Annotated in this window: 15 protein-coding genes; 7 read left to right on the top strand and 8 right to left on the bottom strand. The window is 51.1% G+C overall.

Annotation, left to right across the window (positions count from 1 at the left end; genetic code table 11):
- The first annotated feature begins 73 nt into the window (after positions 1-73).
- Together PUW25_RS24100 and PUW25_RS24095 are read left to right on the top strand one after the other, a co-directional pair.
- Positions 74-1246 (top strand): winged helix-turn-helix domain-containing protein, encoded by a 1173-nt coding sequence (locus tag PUW25_RS24100; RefSeq protein ID WP_274338479.1) that lies wholly within the window; start codon positions 74-76, stop codon positions 1244-1246.
- A gap of 60 nt (positions 1247-1306) precedes the next feature.
- Complete coding sequence (locus PUW25_RS24095; protein ID WP_274337727.1) at positions 1307-2638, top strand: MFS transporter; 1332 nt, start codon at positions 1307-1309, stop codon at positions 2636-2638.
- A gap of 3 nt (positions 2639-2641) precedes the next feature.
- Here PUW25_RS24095 and PUW25_RS24090 read toward each other — a convergent pair whose 3' ends face one another.
- From PUW25_RS24090 to PUW25_RS24080, 3 genes are all read right to left on the bottom strand, one after another.
- Positions 2642-3223 (bottom strand): hypothetical protein, encoded by a 582-nt coding sequence (locus tag PUW25_RS24090; RefSeq protein WP_205054785.1) that lies wholly within the window; start codon positions 3221-3223, stop codon positions 2642-2644.
- Positions 3224-3254: 31 nt separating this feature from the next.
- The gene (locus PUW25_RS24085) at positions 3255-3788 is read right to left on the bottom strand and encodes a hypothetical protein (RefSeq protein ID WP_274337726.1); all 534 of its coding nucleotides are present in this window, start codon (positions 3786-3788) and stop codon (positions 3255-3257) included.
- A gap of 200 nt (positions 3789-3988) precedes the next feature.
- Positions 3989-4393 (bottom strand): hypothetical protein, encoded by a 405-nt coding sequence (locus PUW25_RS24080; RefSeq protein ID WP_274337724.1) that lies wholly within the window; start codon positions 4391-4393, stop codon positions 3989-3991.
- 235 nt (positions 4394-4628) lie between these two features.
- On the opposite strand from PUW25_RS24080, the gene PUW25_RS24075 reads away from it, so the two are divergent.
- The 4 genes from PUW25_RS24075 to PUW25_RS24060 all read left to right on the top strand — a co-directional run bounded on the left by PUW25_RS24075 (position 4629) and on the right by PUW25_RS24060 (position 13398).
- A complete protein-coding gene (locus PUW25_RS24075) occupies positions 4629-7217 on the top strand; it encodes a DUF6385 domain-containing protein (protein WP_274337722.1) in 2589 nt (862 codons plus the stop codon).
- Between the two features lie 86 nt (positions 7218-7303).
- Positions 7304-9586, top strand: coding sequence for a TPR domain-containing glycosyltransferase (locus PUW25_RS24070; RefSeq protein ID WP_274338478.1), 2283 nt, complete (start codon positions 7304-7306; stop codon positions 9584-9586).
- Positions 9579-11402, top strand: a complete 1824-nt coding sequence (locus tag PUW25_RS24065; RefSeq protein WP_274337719.1) for a glycosyltransferase — start codon at positions 9579-9581, stop codon at positions 11400-11402. The genes PUW25_RS24070 and PUW25_RS24065 overlap by 8 nt, the downstream gene beginning before the upstream one ends.
- 16 nt (positions 11403-11418) lie before the next feature.
- Positions 11419-13398 carry a tetratricopeptide repeat-containing glycosyltransferase family 2 protein gene (locus PUW25_RS24060; protein ID WP_274337718.1) on the top strand — a complete coding sequence of 660 codons (1980 nt, stop codon included), beginning with the start codon at positions 11419-11421 and terminating at the stop codon, positions 13396-13398.
- Positions 13399-13429: 31 nt separating this feature from the next.
- On the opposite strand, the gene PUW25_RS24055 is transcribed toward PUW25_RS24060, so the two are convergent.
- The 5 genes from PUW25_RS24055 to PUW25_RS24035 form a co-directional block, all read right to left on the bottom strand.
- Positions 13430-14092, bottom strand: a complete 663-nt coding sequence (locus PUW25_RS24055) for a class I SAM-dependent methyltransferase (protein WP_047911268.1) — start codon at positions 14090-14092, stop codon at positions 13430-13432.
- The gene (locus PUW25_RS24050; RefSeq protein WP_047911269.1) at positions 14089-15432 is read right to left on the bottom strand and encodes a glycosyltransferase family 4 protein; all 1344 of its coding nucleotides are present in this window, start codon (positions 15430-15432) and stop codon (positions 14089-14091) included. Before PUW25_RS24050 ends, PUW25_RS24055 begins: the two co-directional genes overlap by 4 nt.
- Before the next feature lie 2 nt (positions 15433-15434).
- Positions 15435-16184, bottom strand: coding sequence for a glycosyltransferase family 2 protein (locus PUW25_RS24045; RefSeq protein WP_274337717.1), 750 nt, complete (start codon positions 16182-16184; stop codon positions 15435-15437).
- A gap of 11 nt (positions 16185-16195) precedes the next feature.
- Positions 16196-17374: a hypothetical protein gene (locus PUW25_RS24040; RefSeq protein ID WP_047911271.1), complete on the bottom strand. Its 1179-nt coding sequence runs from the start codon at positions 17372-17374 to the stop codon at positions 16196-16198.
- Positions 17375-17574: 200 nt separating this feature from the next.
- Positions 17575-18534: an MraY family glycosyltransferase gene (locus tag PUW25_RS24035; protein WP_081872347.1), complete on the bottom strand. Its 960-nt coding sequence runs from the start codon at positions 18532-18534 to the stop codon at positions 17575-17577.
- 320 nt (positions 18535-18854) lie between these two features.
- Between PUW25_RS24035 and PUW25_RS24030 the strand changes: the two genes are divergently transcribed.
- On the top strand, positions 18855-20174 hold the full coding sequence (locus PUW25_RS24030) for an ABC transporter substrate-binding protein (protein ID WP_047911273.1): 1320 nt from the start codon (positions 18855-18857) through the stop codon (positions 20172-20174).
- Positions 20175-20239 lie beyond the last annotated feature (65 nt).

Below are 20239 nucleotides of genomic sequence, written 5' to 3'. Positions count from 1 at the left end.
TCTTTGATGTGCGTGCAATTTTTGGCTCGACCGATATACAATAGAAGCAGCATCAGGCAAGGAGTGAACGAGCATGGCTCACATTTACTTTCATGAAGGAGATTATACGGTAAGCAGTTCGGGCGGACAGGTCACCTTGCTGTCCAAGGAGTTCGCACTTCTCTATTTTCTGTACCGGAACCAAGGGAAGACCTTTACGCGGGAGCATTTGCTGGACCAGGTATGGCCGCTTGAATATCCCGGGGAACGGACGGTGGATGATCATATCTACAGGCTCCGCAAGAAGTTGTCTATCATTTCGGAAATTAGTATACATACCGTCAGAGGCTTGGGATACCGTCTTACGGCAGAAGAGAAATCTTCGGGTGTTCTCAATCCATCGATGGCGGATACGGAGCTTCAATCGGCAGTCCATCAGTTATTCCAAAAGTACCATCTCTTCGGTCAAGGCAAATCCATTACAACGCTGATCGCACAGCAGGAGGCGCTCGGGATTGAAGTCGCCCCTTTTTACGAGAACTATTTGCATTTTCTGGGGGGTGATCTCGACTGGTTTATGAGCCGTGATGACCTTAAGGCTGAGGATAGGCTGTACTGGCTGCTGATTCTGTATGGCGTGATCGCATCTCCTCAGGAAGGGCTTCAGCTCTGTGAGACGGCACTGTTACACTCCAGACTGGAGCCTGAGTTCCACAGGGAAATGTATTATCTAAACATCATTGATCTCTATGTCGAGAATGGCATGTATTCCGAAGCAGAAGAACGAATAGCCGCTTCCTATAGGCTGCTTGACGGAGAGGACGACTTGGAGGGCTTTCGTATTCCACTCATGTTATCTGAGCTGCTCCTATATATTCATGCAGCGGATTGTGCCGGAGTTGAGAAGAGCATTCAGGAGATCAGCCGATCGCTTGATCATAAGCCCTATCTGCGGGAAATATGCAGATTTCTCTATATGAAAGGAATATGGTATTACCGACAGGGACAGATCAGGGAGGCTTCAGCAGCGGTGGATGATGCGCTTGAAGTCTACGGTCAATCCGGATTCGTGCCTCACATTCTGCTGTCTGTGCGTCAATTTTTGTATTATATGGAGCTGCACCCTCCTGCTCAGACGGATAAGGGGGTTATAGGTCTAAGATCGAAGCTTCGGAGCATCTTTCAGGATCTGGACGAACGTCATCACTATACCTCGCGAAAAGAGGCCTGCTCCTCTGTGATCAGAGGACTCCTGCGCTCTGTCTGATATTCCTCTGATATAACCCCGTTATGCTGGATACATTCTAAAGATAGCGGGGGAATTCATATGCTGCATAAATGGTTCAACACCAAACTCCAGAGTCGAAGTCTACTCTCTAATAAAATATTTATGAGGCTGTTCTCTGCCTACGCGACAGCTTCTTTTGGCGATTGGTTTGATGCCATTGCCATTCAGGTGCTGCTCGTCTATCGGTGGGGAGTAACACCAATGACCTTGGCACTGGTTCCTGTCGCCATGGCATTGCCGGGACTGCTGCTTGGCTCCTTAGCGGGTACAATTGCAGATCGAGTACCTAAGGTAAGGCTTATGTTCTTATGTGATTTATTAAGCGCCGTTCTGACCCTGTGTTTACTTGTCGCACCGAGTATCTACTGGATTATTCCCGTTCTTATGCTCCGGTCAGCCGTATCGACTTTTGTGATGCCAGCTCAGCAGGCGATGACAAGACAGGTGGTTAAGGAGGAGGAGCTGCTCCAAGCGACGTCGATTAATGGGCTGGTCAATCAGCTCTCCAAGATTGCGGGTCCTCTTCTCGGCGGTGTAATTCTCGCGATGTTCACACCTCAGATATGTATTTTAATCGGTGCAGCAGGAAGGATCGCTTCTTGTGCAATGCTCTGGACGGTTCGACATGCTTCAGACGATGTGAAGAAGACGATACCGGTCAGTAATGCTTACACAGAAGTGGTTCAATCCGAGGAAGGATATATTCGGAGAGGAACGGTGTGGCAGGAGTGGAAGGAAGGGTGGAAGTACCTTTTGCAGCGTCGGGTATTGCTGCATACGATGATTTATTGCTTTTTTGGCCTGACAGCCTTGTTGATGGTGGATTACCAGTTTACCGTTCTGCTCCGGGAGATTGCCCCTAATAACGAATCGATGCTGGGCATATTGGTAGCTGCAATTGGGCTGGGCGCAGTGATTGTGCTTCTCATTGTAAACAGGCAGGAGCATATAGGATACCGATTTGGCCTGGGTACAGGTGCGATGGGGATCGGTCTCGGCATTGCCGGGCTGGGGCTTGTTCCAAGCGGGAGCTCTTCATGGATGATCACTGGACTTGCCCTGGTTATTGGGCTCGGAAATGGTCTGTACATGGTCACGAACCAGACCATCATGCAGAAGGAGAGCAGTACAGAAATGGTAGGCCGTGTATTCGGCATTAGTAATACGCTGGTGAGTGTCGCGCTCGTCACTGCGCCTTTGGCAGGAGGGGCGATCATTGAGCTGGCGGGTGTAAAAAGCGCCTTTTTTGGGATTGGATTCATCGTTGCAATGATTGGATTGATAGGTCTGCTGTTCGGTAAGAAGTGGTGGGGAGTTCAGCACATGAGGAGTGAGGACCAGCATGAATCTAAGCAAGCAGCAATACAGTAAAGACTAAGCTTCCCACCACATCACATTGGCTGTAGAAGCGAGCAGACCGGCTACGGATAGAGAACCGCTGACCGTTAAGGTGTAGGACTGGCCTGGCGGCACAATGAATCGACCGATCTCATCGAAGCTGAAGGGCCCTGTAGCGAGCGGCATGGACAGCACCGGTGTTCCGCCTGTAGACGCAGTGTTAGAAGACCTCGCTGTCATCAGAGATGTACCGCTGCTAGCGAAATTCGTGTTCACTGGAGTCAGCACAGCCGGACTTCCAAGTGTTCCATTGCGTACAATAGCCAACGTTCCGGTGAAGGAGGAGAGGAGGTTAAGAGCGACATTGATACCGCCGGTTATACGAGAGATATAAACGTTTCTTCCGCTGCCGGCAGGATTCGTAATTTGAACGGTGATAATAACACTACCGCCAAGCAGTCCCAGTGAAGTCGAGTTTGTGGCTCCCGCAGTGAATAGGGCTCCAGCTCGGCCTGCGCTCGATTCGGGAGGGGCGCCGATCGCTGGGGCTTGATAGGTATTCACATTACGATCCGCAAGGGGCTTGTTCGCAGATCCGAAGATATGGTCGTTTGGCACGCAGATCCCTCCTTTATGAATGTATTCATACTCAGACCTCCCACCAAGTCAGGTTGATGGAGCCGGTAAGCGATCCAGGGCCGATGCTAATGGTTACTGAGCGTCCGGGAGGAACGATAACAGACCCGCGCAGCTGAATATTGTATGCTCCAGCAGTAAGAGGAATACTCATCAGGGTGACCGGCGAGCCGGTTACGGTTCCTGTTACCTGCTGTGTTGTCACTGCACTGGTCACACTGTTTCCGAAGTTGTTGTTAACCGGAACAGGCGTGGTTCCTCCTGTAAGTGTCCCGCCATTGTACACAATAAGTGAAGCGGCGGCTGTACTGCCTCCGATGATCTGAGATAGATATATTGTACGTGTGCTTGCTGCCGGGTTAACGACTTGCAGCAGCAGATTTGCGCCGCCACCTGCGCTGACATTTCCTGTGGTCAGGGTAAACAGCCTGCCTGCAGAGGCGGCGCTGAGATCAGGCATGGATTCAATAGCAGGAGACACGTAAGTGTTGGTCTGCTGTACATAAATGGGCTTGTTGGCTGTATTGAATACAGAGTAATTCGTCATAGGATCCTCCTCCCTTACGTTTTGAAGATTCAATTGGTTAGCAGCTGCCGTTCACGACTACCTTGAATTATATATATGCGAAGTTTGGCGGACGGGTTTGGGTTGTCTCTCTAGATCGCGCAGGAGAAAATGAAGCGGCTCATAAAAATAAGAACTGTTCATGAAATCAAAAATTTTATAAGCATTGTAAGCTACCGGAATCATTTATCTTTATTTTTCTGTTCCAGCCAATCCCAATACACCGCATAAAACTCATCGTGTAAAAATCCCTCGTGAACATCCTCCTCATCCGACTTCCGTTCTCGTAATGTCAGTCCCAGCCAAGTCTGCTCCCCTTCAACAATTCCGGGGTCTCCTACGGCATCCAACAAGGCAAAAGCACGGAAGAATGCGCCCATAATATTTTCTCTGACTGTTTTTTCTATAGCGGATAAGGCTGCATCATCAAAATTATAGTTTTTCAAAGCATTCACTTCTTCTGTGCTCAACTTAAACTCATCCCACGTTATGTTATCCTCTGATGGGTATACAAGTTGATTTCGTATCTCGGAGCTATTTTTAATGATTTCGTGCAGTTCAATCAAAAAAATTTTCTTTGGATCCATGTGATAGTTGTCCTCCTTAGTAAGAAGCTGAATAGCAGTCTATTTCGCCCAGGACCATCTTTTTCCTGCTTCAACATAACCATCTGATCCGTGACCGTGACTCTCAATTATAAAAGGCTTAGGCATCATTTCCCGGCTTGTGCCGTTACCGCGTGTCCCTCTGCTTGCATACAGTACGGTAGCACTTTATATGTGTGAACCCTTGGTTAAGCGATAAGGAGGTGCAATGTGAGAAATGCCTAACTTTTCAACCTTTAACTTGAATCCGGATAATTTAAGAAGTTTAATTTACGGGACTGATGACGCAAATGTCAGCCATCCGGTCAGAACAGATACAAGCGGCAACCTGATTGGCGTTATATTGGACGGAACCATCAGTAATATGCCAGGCATATCGAATGTAACGATCACTGCCGGGACGCTCACAAGCCTGCTGGATGGAACCATCTCGAATGTGATGGGAGCCACCATTACAGCTGGGACCATTACGAGCGTGCTTGGAGCGACGATTACCGCCGGAACGATCACAAGTGTGCTAGGCACAACGATCACGGCGGGAACGCTGACGAACTTGCTGGATGGAACGTTGACAAGCGTGCTCGGAGCCACGATCACCGCCGGAACGATCACCAGTGTGCTAGGCACAACGATCACGGCGGGAACGCTGACGAACTTGCTGGATGGAACATTAACGAGTGTACTTGGAGCGACGATCACGGCGGGAACCTTAACGAACTTACTGGATGGAACCATCTCGAATGTGATGGGAGCGACCATTACAGCGGGAACGCTGACGAACTTGCTGGATGGAACGTTGACGAGTGTACTTGGAGCGACGATTACGGCAGGAACGATTACAAGCGTGCTGGGTACGACAATCACGGCGGGAACGCTGACGAACTTGCTGGATGGAACGTTGACGAGTGTACTTGGAGCGACGATTACGGCAGGAACGATTACAAGCGTACTGGGCACGACGATCACAGCGGGAACCTTAACGAACTTACTGGATGGAACCATCTCGAATGTGATGGGAGCGACCATTACAGCGGGAACGCTGACGAACTTGCTGGATGGAACGTTGACGAGCGTACTTGGAGCGACAATCACCGCCGGGACAATCACGAGCGTACTGGGCACGACAATTACGGCGGGAACACTGACGAACCTGCTGGATGGAACATTGACGAGTGTGCTTGGAGCTACGATCACGGCGGGAACCTTGACGAACCTGCTGGACGGAACGTTGACGAGTGTACTCGGAGCGACGATTACCGCCGGAACGATCACAAGCGTACTGGGCACAACGATTACGGCGGGAACGCTGACGAACCTGCTGGATGGAACATTGACGAGTGTGCTTGGAGCGACGATTACCGCCGGAACGATCACAAGCGTACTGGGCACGACGATCACAGCAGGAACGCTGACGAACCTGCTGGATGGAACATTGACGAGTGTACTTGGAGCGACGATTACCGCCGGAACGATCACAAGCGTACTGGGAACGACGATCACAGCGGGAACGCTGACGAACCTGTTGGATGGAACATTAACGAGTGTACTTGGAGCGACGATCACGGCGGGAACCTTAACGAACTTACTGGATGGAACCATCTCGAATGTGATGGGAGCGACCATTACAGCGGGAACGCTGACGAGTGTGCTTGGAGCGACGATCACCGCAGGGACGATCACGAGTGTGCTAGGCACGACAATTACGGCGGGAACGCTGACGAACCTGCTGGATGGAACGTTGACGAGCGTACTTGGAGCGACAATCACCGCAGGGACAATCACGAGCGTGCTAGGCACGACAATCACGGCGGGAACGCTGACGAACCTGCTGGATGGAACGTTGACGAGTGTGCTTGGAGCTACAATCACCGCCGGGACAATCACAAGCGTACTGGGCACGACAATTACGGCGGGAACACTGACGAACCTGCTGGATGGAACATTGACGAGTGTGCTTGGAGCTACGATCACGGCGGGAACCTTGACGAACCTGCTGGACGGAACGTTGACGAGTGTACTCGGAGCGACGATTACCGCCGGAACGATTACAAGCGTGCTAGGCACGACAATCACCGCAGGAACGCTGACGAACCTGCTGGATGGAACATTAACGAGTGTGCTCGGAGCGACGATTACGGCGGGAACCTTAACGAACTTACTGGATGGAACCATCTCGAATGTGATGGGAGCGACGATCACCGCAGGGACGATCACAAGCGTGCTGGGCACAACGATCACGGCGGGAACGCTGACGAACTTGCTGGATGGGACGTTGACGAGTGTGCTCGGAGCGACAATCACCGCAGGGACAATCACGAGCGTGCTAGGCACGACAATTACGGCGGGAACGCTGACGAACCTGCTGGATGGAACGTTGACGAGCGTACTCGGAGCGACGATCACAGCAGGAACAATCACAAGCGTACTGGGAACAACGATTACCGCCGGTACACTTAGCAGCGTCACCTCCATTTCACAAAAAAGCTTTACGGAAACTCAGGTGCTCGGCATTCCGACAGCGGATGCGTTCACCCCGCTGGGTCCGGTAAGCACCAGCGTATTCGGAACGTACTCCTTCTTCGTATATAATGCAGGCCCTGCAAACAGCGTGGACGCAAGGGTAGAGATCAGTGCCAACGGAACGAACTGGTTTGCCGATGTAGACACGGTTACCGGCATTACTGCAGGGTCGGTAGACGTGCTTGTGCCTCAGCGTTTTCTTAAATACACACGGCTTGCCTATCGTTCAAGTACACCGGGTGCTGCAACGACAATTGATGTGTTTTTCAACGGACAAGGAACATAAGACAGCCTTATTTCATATAGGTACAGGGAATCTCTATACACGAAAGAGCCTGTACCTTTTTTTGCGTGTAAAGGAGGAAAGACAAGTTGAAACAGCCTACACTAGGTGTTCACATGATTATACGTAACGAGGAAGCACGTCTTGCGAATTGTCTTGCCTCCATTCAGTCCATCGCGGATGAGATTATTGTTGTAGACACCGGGTCTACGGACAGATCTATGCAGATCGCTAAACAGTTCGGAGCAGTTGTCGTATGCAGCACCTGGAAGGAAGACTTCGCAAAGGCACGGAATGAAGGGATATCGCTGGCAGGGACCGACTGGATTCTGGTACTGGATGCAGATGAAGAGCTGACGCATGGTCAGAACGAGATCAAGGCTTTTTTGCAGGGGACATCTGCCGATGTCTGTACGATACAATTGGAGAATTGGACGGGATTGCAGCCCGAGGATCGAACGTTCTATGAGGCGGAGCGAGTATTTCGTAACTTTCGCGGATTTTATTATAAGGGAATCATTCATGAACAGCTTGTGCGAAACGACAACATGAAGCCAGAAGGAGCATCCGAAGCTTGTATCGGCAAAAGTCCGATTCGTGTGCAGCATTATGGCTATCTGCCTGCAGTTTTACAGGAGAAACAAACCGCTCGGCGTAACCTTGGCCTCATTCAAAAAGCATTGGAACTCGATCCGAAGGATACGTTCCATCTCTACAATCTTGGGGTTACTTGCTGTCAGCTTGGCATGTGGGAGCAGGCGAAGGAAGCTTATGAGGCATCACTACGGGATTCTCCGTTATCTGCACCTTACCGTGCGACACTGGTCCGTGATCTCGCTAAGCTGCTGCATGCACTGGAGCTGTATGATGAGGGGAGAGCTCTGTTATTGACGGAGCTGCTGCATTATTCAGATTATGCAGAGCTGCACGTTCTGCTCGGAATGATTGAAAGGTCACAAGGCATGATGAATCTTGCCTATGCGTCTTTTCAAGCGGCGCTTGAGGTGAAGCCTGCCGGTTCCTATGTAACGGATGCAGGAATGAACAGCTATGTGCCACAGGTACATATGGCAGATATTGATAAACATAAAGAGCGCTGGGCCCAGGCCGAAGAGCGATATTCTGCCAGTCTTGAGGAGTGTCCCGGCTACGTTCCTGCCGCGATTGGCCTTGCAGATCTTCTACATCTTCAAGGGGAAAAGGACACGACGATTACTCAGCGCTTACTTCAGCTCATGACGCCGACGGATCCGATATTCCTATATAAAGCAGCTCATGCCTTGAGCTTGTGCGGGGCATATGAAGCTGCGTTGTCCGTTCTGCCGGAGGACCGCATTCAAGCAAGTGATGAGGCTTGGGTACGTTTATGCCTCATGCAGACTGAGCGTTATCCGTGGGCAGCCGGACGCGCCCAGCAGCAGATCAGCTTGCTGCAGCAAGCACAAGCGGCTGCTCAAGAGGAAGTCGAAGACACAGCCGCGATCAGAACTGAAGGGGAGAGGGAAGCAGAGAGAGAAAAAAAGACAATGACAGAAACAGAGAGAGAGACAGGGACAAGAGCAGCGACACAAGAGTCCGCAGAGACAGAGGCGCAGGTGAAGGAGAGGGCAGCGGTAATGGAAATGGCAGTAATCGATTGGAGCTTATCCGAATGGAGGATAGGAGCCAGATTGCCGGAAGCTCTTGTGACGATACTTGGCGAACAATCGAGAGTGTATCTTCAGATGGAAGCTCGATTGTTTCATTCCGGGCTGCAGACGGAGCAGAGCGGCGAAGGTGAAGCGGATACGGGTGCTGCAAATCCTGCAACGGATGAAGGTGGAGCGGATCCGGGTGCTCCGAATCCTGCAGCGGAAGCTAGAGCGGAGGAAGCCGCACTGTCCGCTCTAGCTGTCCGCTTGTGTGAGCGGGCAGCAGAATGCGGCTGGAAGCAGCTTGTTCTTCAAATGAAAGCTGCCGGACTTATCACCACAAGACAGTGCGCTGGCATTCTGTATCGCTGTGGTTACCGCCGGACTGCGGCAGATCAGTACCTGGAGCTGCTAGCTCAAGACCAGCTGGATGCTGATGGGGCATTTGAGCTTGCTGAATTGCTGTACGATCAGAAGCTGTATGCCAAATCAGCGGCATTATTCGATAGAGCGATCCAGCTGAATCCCCAGCATCAACCATCCCGTGCGGGTGCAGCAGCGAGTTACTTACAGCTGGCTTACAACACGGCGGTCCAGACACTGAATTCAGCAGGGCAGCTGCCAGGAGCTTCCCAGCTTCAGAGTCATCTTAGGAAGCTGGGCGATTCTACTCTTCAATTGATGGATCTGGGATGGCAGACGCGGCGATCCGGACGAGAGCGGAGGAATGGGCATGTCTAGTGGCCGAATCTCTTTATGCATGATCGTGAAGAACGAAGAACGGAGCTTGCCTTCTTGTTTGAACAGTGTGCGTGGGGCCGTTGATGAGGTGATCGTGGTTGATACAGGATCTACCGATCAAACGGTACAGCTTGCGAGGCAGCAAGGTGCTATTGTAATTCCATTCGAGTGGTGTGATGATTTTGCGGCTGCCCGCAACAGGGGTCTCGAGGCTGCAACAGGAGATTGGATTCTGTTTCTGGATGCGGATGAAATGCTGGATGACAAGGCTAGGGAAGAGCTTCCGCTGTGGGGCGTACAGGAGGGAGTAGACGGATTTTTTCTGCAAATTCACAATTATACCGGCAACGGATCGGGCGGAGTCACCATCAATCCTGTACTGCGGATGTTTCGCAATGACCCGAAGCATCGTTTTTCCGGACGCATTCATGAGCAGATTGCCGAATCCATTGTGAATCACAATCCACAGGCGCATTTTCATATGACAGATATGATCATTCATCATTATGGCTACAGCGAAGAGATTGTGCTGGAAAAAGACAAAGTCAGCCGAAATACACGGCTTCTTCAGCAGGTGATTCATGAGGATCCAGACAATCCATTTCACCGGTATAACATGGGGGTTGAATGGCTGAGGATCGGCCGACTGGAGGAAGCATTGAGCTCGTTTCGCAGGGCGTGGGAGGGTCTTGATCCAATAAAGGCCAGCTATGCTCATCTGGTGCTTAAATACGAGATTCGATGTCTGCAGGCGCTCGGCAGATGGGAGGAAGCGGAAGCACAGATTACGAAGGGGCTGCAGCTGTATCCGGATTATACCGACTTATTGCACTGCCGAGCCTTGACCGAGGAGGCATTTGGCAGGGAAAAGCAGGCGGAAGCCGCGCTCAGGGAAGCACTGCGTCTAGGTCCGGCGCCGGATCTATATCATACGGAAGAGGGAATCGGCACCTATCAGACGCATTACCTGCTGGGATTAAATGCAGAGAAGCGAGAGGCACTGGATGAGGCGGTTGACTGTTATGTGAAGGCGATTCGCTGCAAGCCCAGCTTAACTCCGCCGCTCTATCGGATATTTCGGATTATGCAGGCTGCGCTTCAGGAGGAGCATATTCCGGAACTGCTTAAGGCACGGTTCTCCTTCTCGACACCGGAGAGCACATGGAAAGTGATTCATATTCTGAACGAATGCGGATGCTATTCTTCTGTAATCCCAATGCTGCATCAGCTGGAACAAGAGAGTCCTCCGCATGCGCGTAAGCAGATTCGTGTCCATCGGGTGGAGGCGATGTGGAAGGCAGGGGAATGGAAGCAGGCTGACCGGTTGCGGCGCAAAGCCCATATTCCGTCCTCCTTTTCTCCATCTGAGCTTATGAACTGGAGCATGGACATACGGAGTAAGGAAGAGGCTTATCAAGATCCGGCTATTCGGCTGCTTCAGAATAAATGTTCCTTGTCGGAAGCACTGGGCGGCGGAGCAGAACAGGGTGCAGCTGCCAGAACAACCCGGGAGGAAATCCCGCAGCTCTGGAGCTCATTCGCAAGCTTATGCCAGGCAGCAATGAATGCGGAGAGGCAGGAGCTGTTCTCATCGGTTCTAGAAGGCTGGATCGAGGCGGTTGACCAAGGCTTGCAAGAGGGTGAACTCACTTCTGTGTCCGGGGTCCATATGCTTCTGCAAACGATGATCAGTGCTGCTGACCACCATTTGGCCCATATGACCACCCTTCAGCGTGAGCAGGAGCATCGAGGCAAGGACTGGCGGATGATTCAGCGGCTTCGGCTTACATTGCCATGGAGCGATGGACATCAGTGATGAGGAGAGAGCGGGCATGAATAACAGATCACCTATTTCCTTATGTATGATTGTTCGTGATGAGGCACTGTTCCTGGAGCAGTGTCTGGCTTCGGTAGCGAGTGTCGTCTCCGAAATGATCATCGTTGATACGGGGTCCACCGATCAAAGTGTCGATATCGCTAGACAGTACGGAGCAACGGTTGTCCATATGGATTGGCAATCGGATTTTGCTGCGGCTCGGAATGAATCTCTTCGACATGCGGCACAGCCCTGGGTTTTGATTATGGATGCGGATGAACAATTGGTCGAAGGACAGCAGAGCCGGCTGTTTTCATTGCTTGAAGCAAGTGATGGGGTATATGGATTTGAGGTGGAGATCAAGAGCCTGCTTGGTCGTTCTGGAGAGGAGTCTGTGACGGACAGTGCCTGCCGGATCTTCCGGAATGATACGAGAATCAGGTTCAAAGGGAGGATTCATGAAGAAGCGGCCACCTCTATCCTTGCACTCGGAGCCAATACACTTAGAGCCTCGGGGCTTCAGCTCCTGCATTATGGGTACCTCGATCACATCGTTAAACAGAGAAATAAAAGCGAACGGAATGTTCAGCTCATTAACGAGGCCTTGCTGCAGGAGCCAGATAGCAGAATATTGCAGTATGCACTGGGTACAGAATATTTTCAGCTGGGGGAATATGATGCTGCGGTACGCATACTCGAGCCGCTTCTGGATGGGATGCCGCCAGAGGCGGGATATGCCTCCGATGTATTTCTTAAGACGATATTTGCTTTGCGGGAAAAGGGAGAGCTGCATCAAGCGGTAGAGAAGGCGGAAGAGGGTGTATCCAGGTACCCGGGGTTTGCCGACTTGCAGGAGCTGAAGGCTGTTCTGCTTATGGACCTGGGGAGGGACGATGAGGCGCTGGGTGTACTGACTAACATAAGTCATAGCAGGGAGTATACCTCCGTATCCGGTGCAGGTACCTATCGTTCCTCTTATCTGATGGGAATCGTTTATGAACGCATGGGTGAGGGAAAGCGTGCTTGTGAAGCTTATGAAAAAGCAGTGGAGGCGAACCCTGATTATGTGCCGGCGTGGCAGCGCTGGATTCCACTTGCTGTATGCAGCGGTGAGCTCGCTCAGGTAGAGCGATGGACTCGAAAAAGGGGACTTACAGAGAAGGCGCAGCAGGTTGTTCTCCAGCAAATGCTTGATATGCAGCAATTTGTATGGGTATCGAAACAGAAATGTTGGCTGCAAGAAGCCTTTATAAAAATGCCCTGGGCAGAAGCCATCCTGCTGGCTCAGCTTGGAGAACGGCGTGTTGCTGCAAGGCTGCTTGAGCCTTGGCATACCCATCAGGATAAGGCCGCAGAGATCGGCATCTATCTGCAGGTGCTTTGCTCGGATGCTGCCGACAGAGGACAGCTGCGCAGCCGCGATACCGGCCGATCTATGGCCATGGAGGATGTACGCTGGATGGGGAAGCAGGCAGAAGCGTTCATCCGGCTGAGGGCATGGGCTGGCTTCGGTGCCTGGCTGCCAGAGGTGAAGGAAGCGTCTGCCGTTCTGGTTCAGCTGTCTCCTTCTGCAAGAATAGGGCTGCTGCTGGCTCCGCTGTCCGTCCGCAGGGAGCTCTACTCCTTGCTGCAGGAGCAGAAGGAGGTTGACCGAGAAATGATGGAGAGGTCACCTGTATCTGAAGCAGCATATACGAGCCGACCGTCAGATCACGAAGCAGCCGCCGTCCAACAAGAGGAGGACTATTCTGACCGAGGGGTGCAGCCTGTGCAGCTGTTTATGCGGCTTGCCTTGAGAGCCAGCTTCAAGGAGAAGGAGGCAGGTCCAGCTCTCCCTAGCTATGAGCAAGAGATTGCTCAGATTCAGAAGTATAAGCCCGCATCTTCTATCGAAGCGGCTCAATACGGATGGAACGCCTTAGAGCTGTTCATGAAGCAGAAGTCTCAGTGTGCTGAAGCCAGATTTCAAGCAGCAGCTCAGCTCATGCTGTTATAGAGGGATGATTTTTGGGATACGGTCTTTGCCGTCACAAATCACCCTTATGTCTTTTTTTGATAAGTGCTCGAAAGCAGTAGATGGCTGAACCATACATGGTCGTAAATATCGCATCATCCGGCCGTTCGGTGCTCAGCGGACCCACGATCATAAGACCTGCTTCAGACAGGAGAGTGGTCAGCTGTTCCGGTTCAATTTCGGGCACATCCACAGTAAGCACGAGTCTGCCGTCAGGCCTTAGTACCCGGGCAAATTCCTTAAGTGACTTCAGCCTTGTGGGGTGATCTAAATGCTCCAGTACAGAAATGCAGAAGACCGTATCAAATTGCTCATCCGGATAAGGCAGTGCAGCTAAGTCAGCCTGGGCCCGCTCCACATTCTCGATGTAACGCTCTGGCAGAATTCTCGATATTTGAATGCCAAAATCGTCCGCGACTGCGGAACGGATCGCTTCATTGGATAAGATTCGCGGGTCCAGATCACAGGCGTATACTTTATGCACACGGTCAACAAGCCAGAATTTGAAAGGGTGAGGAATGCCGGAGGCCGCGTCCAGCACAGTTTCTTCCGCATGAGCGAATTGACGGGCCCAGGCGTATTCATACGGTCTGCTCCACCAGGCTGGATGCAGTGGAACCAGCACCGTGTCCATTCGATCATCATCACGCCGTACATATCTTGAGTCGAGTGTCATCGCGGCAATAAACGCTCCTTCCGGGCCTTGCGGCTGAGGTGATGTTGAAGCACCGTTTTCCAGGCCAGCTCCCATTTGTGATCATCATAAGCAAGTGCTGTTTGTCTTGCCTGATTCCCCATCCGCTCCCTAAGCTCATCATCATCGATCAGCCTGCATATGGCGGCGACAAGGTTCTCCTCTACGGGAGGAACAGACAGTCCATTGAATCCGTCCTGGACGATATCATTTAATCCTCCGACATTGCCCGCGACAACGGGGAGCCCGCAGCTCATCGCTTCAAGGCAGGCATATGAGGTTCCTTCCGAGAAGATTGTCGGAATTACAGCGATATCCGCCTGCTGATAGGCCAGCAGCATTTCATCAAATTTATAGCTCTTCGCATATATGCGATCTTTGTGTGGATGATGCTTTCTCCATATCTCGAACGTCTTCCCGATCGTACTGCCTTCAACCCGTTCACCTGCAAATTCAATCGTGAGTGCGGGGTAGGCGCCCAGCAGACGGTCACTGGCCAGCATCATCGGAATAATGCCTCGCTCCAGGCTGATTCTTCTGGGGAACAAGAGCCGGATGCTCTTCTGGTTAGAGCTGTCTTCAGCAGCCTGCAGGTCCGAGGCTTCAGTCACATCATGGAGATCTGGGGGAGAATGGGAGTCCTTTTCGTTGTCTTGATCTCGGAGTTCTCCATCCTGCTCTTCATCTCCATGATGAAGGTAGGCCGTCCGGCCCTTCACTTTCTTGCGCAGTGCTTCTTCATCAATCGTCTTGTCCGCTTCGGCGTCTCCGAGCATCAGGTGCACAGGCTTGAAATATTCGGTATCGACACTATTCGGAATGAGCACAACCTGATGGGGATCCTGATAGGTGCATGCAGCGCGGCAGTAGGTGAGAAAATGCGAATCTACCGACACAAGGGTGTCGAGCTGGTCCAGCGCCCTTTGAATCGAGCCGGCAATCTCGCGTTTGGCAGCCGCCGGAAGGTTGTGTCGATCCCAGTTAATACCGTGGCAGATACCGAGACTGCCTGGCGCATAGTTCAGCGGGTGCCATATACAGCTGGCGTAGATGAGTGGGCCACGGGCGCGAGAGGCCATTTCGTCAAAAGCTTGTGGGATGTGGTCCGGATCATAAGGGTAACCGAATACCTCAATCTCTTCTATCGTTCTATGGAATGCCTCGTAATAGGAGAGCTGGTGCACTTCCGGAATATGGCCGATATCACGTATGACCTGGCACAGCCGAAATATGTACCGTTCCAGTCCACCGCCAAACAGTCGTTCGAAGTCACGATTGTAGCCATCTGCGAAGCTGTGCGTAAGCACACTGATATACCCCATGCTTAGATCTCCTCCTTCCACTCCACTAGGCTTGGGGATAGATCCAGAATGGATTCATACTGCGCGATATTCCCCCATTTGCCTTCAGGATCAAGCTTTTTGTAGCGGACATACTTCTGAACGCGCTCCTCAAGAGGGCCGGCCCAGCCCAGATGCTTGATCCGCAGATCGGTCGTTAATCCCTGCAGCGCCGCACAGGTGGCTGGAAGACGGGGAACATGATGCGCTCTTTCGGGATAGAGATAGGGGAAGCCTGGAAAATAGCGGACAAGCGTCATCGTCTGACGGCGATGCGCCTGCCACAGTTCATCCTCCCGATAATACTGTCTGCTCCCCCACATATCATACAGTCGGAAGCTGACCCAATCGTAACGATCCTGGTTAATCAGGTTCCGAATACTCCGCTTCGCACGCTCTTCATACAACTCATCGGCATCGACGGCAAGGATCCAGTCTGATGAAGTGGAGACCGTCGTCTGCCACAGGATCGAGCGGAGCTTCCACTCCTCATCAAACAGAGACGAAGCCAAAGTAACCAGCTTCTCTACCTTGTCGCAGGATCTGCAGATTTCAAGCGTGTGGTCTGTGCTTGCATCGTCCACAATCACGATATGATCAACAAAGGTAGACAGATCCTCCAGCACTTCCTCCAAATATCGGCCCCCTTCATTACGAACCTGAAGCATGGCCGTCAGCTTATTGTTATCCTTCTTCCTCACTGGGGATATAGGTGATGAATTAGATGTTGTCATCGTCTTTCGGCTCAGCTCCCTTGCTCCAGAATGCGAAGCTTCTCGTCGAGCGCATCGAGCGCAATAATCTGCACAAGCACATCCTCATCGCTCTCGGCTGCTTCCATGAATAGGCGGATTGCGGTGTGCCGGTCACCTCTCATGGCTTCTACACTGCCTGACAGTATGCGGAATTCCCTTCTGTCCTGCTCCGTTTGCAGATCGGAGGCTGCAACCTCGCCGAGTGCTTTTTCGAGGCGGCCGGTTTCCCGGTACAGCTGAAAGGATAGATGCCTTGCATTCTGCTCTGACAGTAGGTCCAGCATGGATAAGGCTGCACGATAATCATCGTTGAATCGATAGATATGGAACAAGGCCGTCGTTCCTTGCCCATCAGCCATGAATTGAAGAAGTGAATGATATTTGTTCGTGTCAGCATCACTATAGGCTGTAATTCCGTAGGTGCTGACAGCCTGAGTCAGATTGCCCTGCTGTGCTTGAATGGCCGAGAGGAATCTGTAATGCGTGATCAGTGCGTTATTTCTGCCCTGCATGACAGCCTGCAGGAAGGCCTCCTCCGCATAGCGAAGAGCATTCTTATCCTCCAGTAAGTACATATAGACCGACAGCAGGAAGGAGACCGTCTCATGAGGACCGGATTGTTCCCGTAACGATTCGTAGTAGGCGGCTCGCTCTGACCACTGACGGCGATAAACGGATGTCGTCTCACTGCGGATAAGCTCATGAATGGCCTCTTGAAAAAGCACATCATAGACAGCAGATTCCTCCTGTAAGAGGAGGGAGGCATAGCCTCGGAAGGCCCAGTCCAGACATTTCATCTCTGAGTCAGAGCATACAAGACTGGATATCGCCGTCAATTGCTGCATACATGCTTTGTATAGTCCTTCATCTGACTCATCAAGATGGGCAGGCTCGTATGTAATCATATGCTTCGGGTGCATGGAGGCCGCTGCATGCACCCAGTATGGATGGGCCACGAAGGCAATGGTATTCTCATTCCAGATCTGAGGCAGCACGCTCCTGAGTATATAATTTAATTTCACAGGTTCGGAGTGTTCATGGAATTCTTCTTTCGGCCGGCTTGTAACATAGTATACAGGGGCTGACTCACAGAGAAGGGCCAGGAGTCGCTTCAGTATCGGATCTGCGATGTTGGGTGATGGAAATATGACAAATTGAAGAGTGTCCAACTTCATCCGCTCCTTCAACAGCTGTACTGATACACAGGCTTCTGCCTGCATCTATATACTGTATGGGAGCAGAGGGCAGTTCATGAACAATTTCTTATGCTGGGCATATCGGACTGGCGGCTTCCAGGCGCACAAAAAAAGAGCATGATCCCTGAGTTTGCACTCAGATCATGCTCTTTTTGAATATTAATCCTATGCGGTTAGATCTGTACCAGCATCAGAATGATCGAGGACAAGCAGAGACATACACTCACGAGACATAAGACGGCCAAAGTCTGCTTATGGGTCAGGCCTGCTCTGAGTAATCTGTAATGCGCCTGGCTTGCATCTGCCTGATAGATCGCTTTTCCTTCAAGGAAACGCTTAATGACAACGAAGAGGTTATCGAAGATCGGAACACCTAATGCCAGAATCGGAATAAGAATCGATAGAACCGTTGCCTGCTTGAATGCTCCATCCAGGGCGATGACGGCGAGAATAAACCCGAGGAACGTAGCTCCCGCATCTCCCATAAATACTTTGGCAGGCGGTTTGTTGAATTTAAGGTAGCCTGCAGTTACACCGACAAGTACGATTGCGAGCAGGGCCGAGTGGCTCTGACCCATCGTTAATGCCACAATGAACAATGTCGTGCCCGAAATGGCGGATAGCCCACCTGCCAGCCCGTCCATTCCATCGGAGAAGTTAATAACTGTCGTAACACCGAAGATCCACAGAATGGTCAGTGTAAATTGCAGCCAGACCGGAAGTGAGATGTATTCCTCACTGAAAGGGTTATAGAAGCCGGTAAAACGAATACCAGCTAAATATACAATGACGGCAGCGGATACTTGAACGAGCATTTTGGGCAGAGCGGGAAAGTCCTTGCCTCTGGTCTTGTACCAATCATCAACGGTTCCAATGACGAGCAGAAGCAGTCCTCCGGCAAATAAGGCCGCCGTCTGCCATGTATATTCGCCCGAGAATAGCAGATAGGCGATGAAAAATCCGGCAAAGATCGCATAGCTTGCGGTCAGAGGGATCGGTTTCTTGTGCAGCTTGCGCTCCTCATTCTCTCTAGGCTTGTCCACAAAATCAATCTTAAGAGCAAGCCTGCCTAATGGAGGAATGAGCAGCACAACAATGAGCAGGGATACGATAAAGGCACCAGCATACAGCATGGAACAGAAATCACCACTTTTCAGCATTTTTTTAATTATGAAATAGATTCCATTTATTCAAATTATAGCTGTTTGTTTCGGGAATTGTCGATGGTTTTCTTCAGTCCTTACTATTCCGAGTAACAAGAGCGTGATAGTACAAAAGAAAAAATATTCCACTTTTTAATTAAATTTAGGAAAAAATCTTTTTTATTTTGGTTTTGTTTGCTATAATTTCCCACAAAGAGAAGCGAAAGGTAAAACTTCCGTGCTTTCTATCACAACATCACGTCTTTCTCTTCGCAAATGACTCTTGTCGATCATGAAGGGGGAAAAAAGGAATGAGAAGAAGCAAAAGAGGTTTCAAGCTGTCGTGTTTAACCCTGTTGTTGCTATCCCTATTGCTTAGTGCATGCAGTGGTGGAGGCGGTAATAACGGAGCGGACCCTGCACAAACACCTGCTGATCCGGGTTCAGGAGGAACAGAGGAAACCAGTGAGCCGATTGAGCTTGAGTTCTGGACGATTGCCCTTCAGCCTACGTTTAACGACTATTTTAACGGACTGATTGACGAGTACGAGGCAGCACATGAGAATGTGACGATCAAATGGAGTGATTTTCCGTTTGATGCGATCACCCAGAAGCTGCTGACGACAACAGCCAATAATGAAAGTCCGGATGTCGTGAACCTCAACACCGAGTTTGCGAGTCAAATGGGCACCAAGGGTGCGCTGACCGACCTGAACGAACACCTCACAGATGAAGAGAAGGCCGTATATTTTGACGGAATCTTCAATTCCACCATCATTAACGACAAAGCTTATGCCCTCCCATGGTACACCGGTACCGAAGTGCTGTTTATGAACAAGAAAATAGTGGAGGAGGCTGGACTTGATCCGGCAAATCCGCCGCAAACCAGAGAGGAACTGGCAGAGTGGGCCCGTACGGTTAAGGAAAAGACCGGCAAAGCCGGTTATGCGGTGCAGCTCGTTTCGAAGCTTCTGCCCATCGACGGTATCCAGATTCTGAACGAAGACAAGACCGCAGCTGCCTTCAATACACCTGAAATGGTGGCTATGATCGAGAACCTGAAGGGGTTAATGGAAGAGGGACTGGTCGTGAAGGAGGATGCTGAATTCTCCAAGCAGATCCAGTTCTACTCGGCAGAGCAGACGGCCTTTGTACTTGCTGGACCAACCTTCATCAACTTTATCAAGACATCCGCACCTGATGTGTACGAGAACACGATTGCTGTATCCTTGCCGACAGGTAAAGCCGGCCTCAGATTGTCCAACTCCATGAACATTGTCGTTCCTTCCAAGACTGAGCATCCGGAAGCAGCAGCTGAGTTCGCCAAATTTATTACCAATGCAGCCAATCAAACGGCTTTCTCCAAAGTAGCCAATACACTGCCTTCCACGAAGGAGTCCGTTGAGGATCCGTTCTTCAAGGAATCTGATGGATCGCTTGAAGCTGAAGCGAAGCTGGCATCGAGCCAAAGTCTTACCGAAGCGACAGACTACATGGTCGGCGTACCGAATGCAGGCGACATTAACTCTGCGATCGCACGCGGACTGCAGGAGATCTTGCTGAACGGTAAAGAGATTCAGGCCACGCTGGATGCAGTAGAGACCGAAGTGAACAATATCCTGAAGCAGTAGTGCCACTTGAGTGTAAGAAGAACTGGAATGCATTAAGTGAGGCAAGGAATACGTTTCTTGCCTCA

The sequence above is a fragment of the Paenibacillus urinalis genome, from assembly GCF_028747985.1.
Lineage (GTDB): Bacteria > Bacillota > Bacilli > Paenibacillales > Paenibacillaceae > Paenibacillus > Paenibacillus urinalis.
Note: the sequence above shows the minus strand (reverse complement) of the source record. Positions and strands in the feature narration are given on the sequence as shown.

What these genes read in the sequence shown, in the direction of transcription:
- PUW25_RS24100 (WP_274338479.1), top strand. Translation starts at nt 74, where the DNA reads ATGGCTCACATTTACTTTCATGAAGGAGATTATACGGTAAGCAGTTCG.
- PUW25_RS24095 (WP_274337727.1), top strand. Translation starts at nt 1,307, where the DNA reads ATGCTGCATAAATGGTTCAACACCAAACTCCAGAGTCGAAGTCTACTC.
- PUW25_RS24085 (WP_274337726.1), bottom strand. Translation starts at nt 3,788, where the DNA reads ATGACGAATTACTCTGTATTCAATACAGCCAACAAGCCCATTTATGTA.
- PUW25_RS24080 (WP_274337724.1), bottom strand. Translation starts at nt 4,393, where the DNA reads ATGGATCCAAAGAAAATTTTTTTGATTGAACTGCACGAAATCATTAAA.
- PUW25_RS24075 (WP_274337722.1), top strand. Translation starts at nt 4,629, where the DNA reads ATGCCTAACTTTTCAACCTTTAACTTGAATCCGGATAATTTAAGAAGT.
- PUW25_RS24065 (WP_274337719.1), top strand. Translation starts at nt 9,579, where the DNA reads ATGTCTAGTGGCCGAATCTCTTTATGCATGATCGTGAAGAACGAAGAA.
- PUW25_RS24060 (WP_274337718.1), top strand. Translation starts at nt 11,419, where the DNA reads ATGAATAACAGATCACCTATTTCCTTATGTATGATTGTTCGTGATGAG.
- PUW25_RS24055 (WP_047911268.1), bottom strand. Translation starts at nt 14,092, where the DNA reads ATGACACTCGACTCAAGATATGTACGGCGTGATGATGATCGAATGGAC.
- PUW25_RS24050 (WP_047911269.1), bottom strand. Translation starts at nt 15,432, where the DNA reads ATGGGGTATATCAGTGTGCTTACGCACAGCTTCGCAGATGGCTACAAT.
- PUW25_RS24045 (WP_274337717.1), bottom strand. Translation starts at nt 16,184, where the DNA reads ATGACAACATCTAATTCATCACCTATATCCCCAGTGAGGAAGAAGGAT.
- PUW25_RS24035 (WP_081872347.1), bottom strand. Translation starts at nt 18,534, where the DNA reads ATGCTGTATGCTGGTGCCTTTATCGTATCCCTGCTCATTGTTGTGCTG.
- PUW25_RS24030 (WP_047911273.1), top strand. Translation starts at nt 18,855, where the DNA reads ATGAGAAGAAGCAAAAGAGGTTTCAAGCTGTCGTGTTTAACCCTGTTG.